Origin of the sequence: Tamlana sedimenti (genome assembly GCF_038148895.1) — a bacterium.
Taxonomy (GTDB): Bacteria; Bacteroidota; Bacteroidia; order Flavobacteriales; family Flavobacteriaceae; genus Tamlana.
In genome coordinates this window covers 1-5,174 of sequence record NZ_JBBVGQ010000013.1, presented here as the reverse complement: position 1 = coordinate 5,174, position 5,174 = coordinate 1, and the positions used below count along the sequence as shown (strand labels likewise).

At 32.5% G+C, this 5,174-nt stretch carries 8 protein-coding genes; all 8 read left to right on the top strand.

What is annotated here, in order from left to right:
• The first annotated feature begins 200 nt into the window (after positions 1 to 200).
• The 8 genes from WJN01_RS15425 to WJN01_RS15390 all read left to right on the top strand — a co-directional run bounded on the left by WJN01_RS15425 (position 201) and on the right by WJN01_RS15390 (position 4,971).
• Positions 201 to 428 carry a DUF7660 family protein gene (locus WJN01_RS15425; RefSeq protein WP_431122261.1) on the top strand — a complete coding sequence of 76 codons (228 nt, stop codon included), beginning with the start codon at positions 201 to 203 and terminating at the stop codon, positions 426 to 428.
• Positions 421 to 813, top strand: coding sequence for a hypothetical protein (locus WJN01_RS15420; protein ID WP_445198051.1), 393 nt, complete (start codon positions 421 to 423; stop codon positions 811 to 813). The genes WJN01_RS15425 and WJN01_RS15420 overlap by 8 nt, the downstream gene beginning before the upstream one ends.
• Before the next feature lie 150 nt (positions 814 to 963).
• Positions 964 to 1,497 (top strand): hypothetical protein, encoded by a 534-nt coding sequence (locus tag WJN01_RS15415; protein WP_445198050.1) that lies wholly within the window; start codon positions 964 to 966, stop codon positions 1,495 to 1,497.
• A gap of 168 nt (positions 1,498 to 1,665) precedes the next feature.
• Entirely contained in the window at positions 1,666 to 2,328 is a 663-nt protein-coding gene (locus WJN01_RS15410; protein ID WP_445198049.1) for a hypothetical protein, read from the top strand.
• Positions 2,329 to 2,463: 135 nt separating this feature from the next.
• On the top strand, positions 2,464 to 3,348 hold the full coding sequence (locus WJN01_RS15405) for a hypothetical protein (protein WP_445198048.1): 885 nt from the start codon (positions 2,464 to 2,466) through the stop codon (positions 3,346 to 3,348).
• Between the two features lie 157 nt (positions 3,349 to 3,505).
• Positions 3,506 to 4,036, top strand: a complete 531-nt coding sequence (locus WJN01_RS15400; protein WP_445198047.1) for a DUF6584 family protein — start codon at positions 3,506 to 3,508, stop codon at positions 4,034 to 4,036.
• A gap of 178 nt (positions 4,037 to 4,214) precedes the next feature.
• On the top strand, positions 4,215 to 4,772 hold the full coding sequence (locus WJN01_RS15395; RefSeq protein ID WP_445198046.1) for a hypothetical protein: 558 nt from the start codon (positions 4,215 to 4,217) through the stop codon (positions 4,770 to 4,772).
• A 10-nt stretch (positions 4,773 to 4,782) separates the two neighbouring features.
• Positions 4,783 to 4,971, top strand: coding sequence for a hypothetical protein (locus tag WJN01_RS15390; RefSeq protein ID WP_445198045.1), 189 nt, complete (start codon positions 4,783 to 4,785; stop codon positions 4,969 to 4,971).
• Positions 4,972 to 5,174: the final 203 nt, after the last annotated feature.

Sequence of the window (5,174 nt, the reverse complement as noted above, 5' to 3'; positions counted from 1 at the left end):
AGGATGTTCGCAATGGTCAAAAATCAAAAATTATATGATTTTAATTTGCAAATGTCATAGATATCATTGCGGCTGAATTCCTAATCGGAATTCATTGCAATTTGCTATCTTTCGGTTACAGCGGAAAATTCTCGCGAATTTCCCGCAACGAGCCATACACAAAACCGTTGTGCGTCATTTAAGATAAACCAAAAAAGACAATGACAAGAATAGAATTTATTGAATTTTTAAAGGAATTTAAAACTGACTTTGACCAAAACAAAGAAAATTGGGAAAACGTCAATCTTTCTGATTTTTTAGAAAGTATGATTGCTTATACAGAAGATATTCAAGGTTTCTATGACAATATGGGAATGAAAATAAATGCGGATAATCCGACTTGGGAAAATTTCAGTCATATCTTAAAAGGTGCTTCAATTTATGAGTAAATTATACAACATAACTTTGAGCGGAACTCTAATCGGAACTTCTGATTTGGAAAAAGCGGACGCACCTATGGGAGTAGCATTCGGACTGATTGAATTTAACGGAATTGAATCGCCTTACGAATTCTTCAAAGAATACTGCCTAAAAAATAATATCGTAATAAATACAGACGACCCAGAATTTGAATTCATTGACACTCAAGTAATATCGGAATTAAAAGTATTTAGACAGGATGGAATGGAAATAAAAGGAGTTGCTGGAAATGCAATCACAGGTATGAAAGACGAAGGATATGAAATCTCAATTTTAGGAATTCCATATCCGTTTTACGAAGAGGAATTTCCACACCACGTAAAAGAATATGAAAATATGTTTAATAAAGAATAAAAAACGAACGCACAACAATGGCTATAAGTAATTGCTTGTTCCCGCCTACTTCTGAAAATCCTCGCGGATTTTCAGTTTGGTGTGTACTTGCAAAGTTAAGTGCTAAACCACGCAACTACTCATAGCCGAGACCGTTGGCAAACATTTTAAATGAAACTCTTACCATATATTTTGTTTTTTGTGCCATGTATCATCTTTTCTCAAGAAGATGATTATAACCCTTTAAAAAGAAAATTAATTGATAGTATTCATTCCAATAGATTATGCATCGAATATCCAGGACTAACTAGATTTTTGACTACTAAAGAGGCTTTTGATGAATCAGAATATGTTTTTACTGGAAAGGTGACTAAAATTATTAGAACTGAACAATTGGAACCTCAAGATTACGAATTGGATGAAAATAAAAAATTGATCCCATTGTATATAGAACCAACTTATCAATATTGGTATATCCTCAAAACAAAAAAAGTTTACAAAGGAAAGGAAAGTGAGTTTATAAAAATTTATTCTCAAATATTTAGCACAATTTCACCTTTGCTGATGCTGGACAAGGAGTATCTGATTTTTGCAAAAGCTGGAGAGTTTCAGGATTCACCATACATTTATTGTGGTGGAAACTCTTGCCATATCAAATATGCTGATGATGACATTGAAGAAATTGAAAATATTTTGAATAACTAAAACGATTTGCCAACAACGTGTATAGCAAATAGTGCGTTAAAGAACGCTCGCGGAATTCTAACGAATTCCACTCAATCCCTATTCCGTTTTTTTGCTATCTTACTGAACAAATCACACAACTAGCCATACACGAACACGTTGTGGTGCATTAAAAAAAAGGAGATTGAATTGACTAAAATCGCTAAATTTTATATTGAGGATATTTTTGAAATAACTGGTAGAGGACTTGCCTTTGCAGGTAGGATTGTTGATGGTGTAGTCTCAAAAGGAAACGAAGTGGAATTTGACATAAATAATAATTGTCGGAGACGAGAAATTTTAGGTATTGAAGGAATTAGACATTCAAATAATGAAAAAACAAATATAGGATTGCTGATTAAATGCTTGGATAAAGAGGAAGTAAGTGAGTTAAAAAATTCAAAAAAAGACCTTACAACTATAAATATTTACAGCAATCAGCTGAATTTAAGCGAATTGATTAATTGGTTGTCGACAAAAACCATTGAGCATAAGATATTATTTAATGAACTATTGCTTTCAAACTTGACCGTTATGAATCGAGCAATATGGAGTAATGAAAATACTGATGAGCAATCAAAACTAGAATCTTTAAAATGGTCGATTGAACTCTCACATAGAATCTGGAATATCATTTTTGATTTAAAAAGAAATGTAGACAATCAATCTGAAAATAGATTAGAGGAAAATATAAGTTTTTATGCAAAACAATCGAAAGAATTAGCTGGACATTTAAGTGCAACTGCAAATTCAACTGTAAACAGATTTTATGACATAATCGAAAAAAATAACGCACCACAACAATGGCTATAAGTAATTGCTTGTTCTTACCTACTTCTGAAAATCCTAGGGGATTTTCAGTTTAGTGTGTACTTGCAAAGTTTAGTGCTAACCCACGCAACTATTCATAGCCGAAACCGTTAGGCAACATTTAAAACCAAACCTGAAATGCACGCTATTGACCAACTAAAAGAACTTGATTTAAGTGAATATCCGATTGCGGAATTAGACAGATTACTAACAAGTTTAGGACCTTTAGGAATTATGCTTACCGATTATCATAAAACACCTGAAGGTCAATATTCAAAGGAAATAGAGAGAGCTGTCAACAATACAAAAGAAGAACCAGAATTTAGTACTGTTTCACGGATTTCATACAAACCTGCTAAATTCAATTCTAATTATTTGAGAGCGAGTACACCAAAAAATACAATGTTTTACGGTGCAGTAATTTCAGAAGAAGATTTTGACAAAGAAGAAATGAAGTACCCAAGAATTGTTGGTGCTTCCGAGATTTCAAGCCTAATGAGAAACTCTGATGTAATTGAAGGTTGGAGTCGTTTGACTTTTGGGAACTGGGAAGTAACTGAAGACATTTCGTTAGCGACTATTATTGACCCAACAATTGATTATGAACATCCTTATCTTAATAGTTTAAAAAATAAATACGTTGAGTTTTTAAATGAAATGCCTGAAGACGTCCGAGAGAACACAGTTAAATGTCTCAAATTCTTGTCGGCGGAATTTTCTAAATATGTTTCGGGTGGTAACAATCACGAGTATTTAATTTCAGCAAAATTCACCGAGATTTTCACAAAAACTTCTACTTATGACGGAGTAGTTTATCCAAGTGTTCAATCCAAAGGTTATGGATTGTGCGTTGCCATTCATCCAAGGGCAATGAGTAAATTGAAACTAACAAAAGTTTTACAATGTAAATTGACTAAAACTGTTAGAGAAGATGGAGAAAACGATTTTCAGCTTTTAAATGAGAAACATTGTCTAGTCGAAGATGGCGCTGAAACATTTGAATTAAAAGAAATAGAAAAATAAAAAACGTTGCCTAACAATGGCTATAAGTAATTGCTTGTTCTCGCCTACTTCTGAAAATCCTCGCGGATTTTCAGTTTGGTGTGTACTTGCAAAGTTTGGTGCTAACCCACGCAACTACTCATAGCCGGGACGTTGTGGTGCATTTGAAAAAAACATTGTGAATTTAAAAGAAAAATTAGATAAAATAGATTCCGAAATTGAAATCGGATTGAAATTCAAAGCGACTGACAGGTTGCGGAATTTAATACAGGAAAATCCGAATGAAATTGAATTGTGGAATAAACTCGCTGAACTTTATTACGAAAGCGGATTTTTAGACTCTGCTGGAAAATATTGGATTCTGACTGAACCAACTGACGAGCGAATTAAAAAATGCGTTGAGATTTATGAGAAATCGGTAAACTATTCTGGATACCAGATTTTACAAGAGATTGTCTTTCGCGGAGAAAAATCAAAATTATCCAATTATGCTCAAAAAAAGTTGACTGAATTGGAATCTGATAGTAAAGAAAAAGCTAAATATGTTCCAAAGTTTAATCCAAAAACCAACAAACAGAAAAAGAATAATTCTGACCAAGAACGAACCTTTAAAGACCGATTGAGCGAAATTGTATTTTTCTCAATTCTAATTTCAATTGGACTTTTAATAGTTATCGGATTTGTGACTTTAATACAATGGATATTTTGAAAATAAAAAACGACACCACAACAATGTATAACCGCAATTACGGCGGATTCGACTACGTCCGAATCCACTCGGAATTGCTAACGTCAGTGCTTAACCGAAAAACATTAACTTTAATCCCGTAACTGACGGTTATACGAGACCGTTGTGTTTAATTAAAAGCAACCATGATAGAGAGATAATGGAATTAAATAAAGAATTGATTAATGAAATTGACAAGTTGCTGACCAAAATGTTTGACGGTGGAACTGCGCCTATACATGAATATGGTGCTGACAATAAGGCCAAATTACGAGAAAAGTCTAAACAGATTTGTAAAGCATTAAACCTTATAAGAGTGCAATCAAATTCAAACTATGAACTTGACGAAAAAGGAATACTCGTTATACAGGACGGTGGAATTGAAAACTATCTAAATAATTTGAGGCTTGATAGAGATTTAGAAAAGACTGTAAAAGACCTGACTAAAAAAAGTCTTGAAAATGAATTTAAAAACAATTTAAAATATGTTTTAACAGGAGGTCTTATTGGGCTTATAACAGCAGTTTTGACAGTAATAACCACAGAAATAATGCAATCGGGAAAAAAAGAAATGGAAGAAATATTATATAAGCAATCATACGATATGAGTGTCGAACAGAATAATCATACCATTGAGCTTCGACAAATGCGTTCAGAAATAATTTCTTTACAAAGGCAAGTAGATTCTTTAAAACACGCATCGGACTTAAATAATTAAAACAAAAAATATGCAAAAAGTAATCACAATCACAACTCACACAAACATTATTGATAAGGACGATAAGTTTACTGAAAAAGAATATCCAAAACTTAATGAATATTTAGAAGATGGGTATATTGTAAAACAAACCGTTCCAATAACAACTGGCTCACAAACTAGCTATATGTATTCAATAACATTTATTCTTGAAAAATAGTAATCGACCTATAAACTGGAATTAGCCCAAATAACAAAAAAGTAGTGACTTTTTTTTCGGGTTGATTAGAGTTTAAATTAATCGTTATGACTGACTTTTTGAGCATAAAAAAACTAAACACAACAACGGCTATAATTCCTTTAGACTTGCATAATAAAATATAGTAACTTTAGGATTGACCAAAGAGCAGGTAAACTATTATA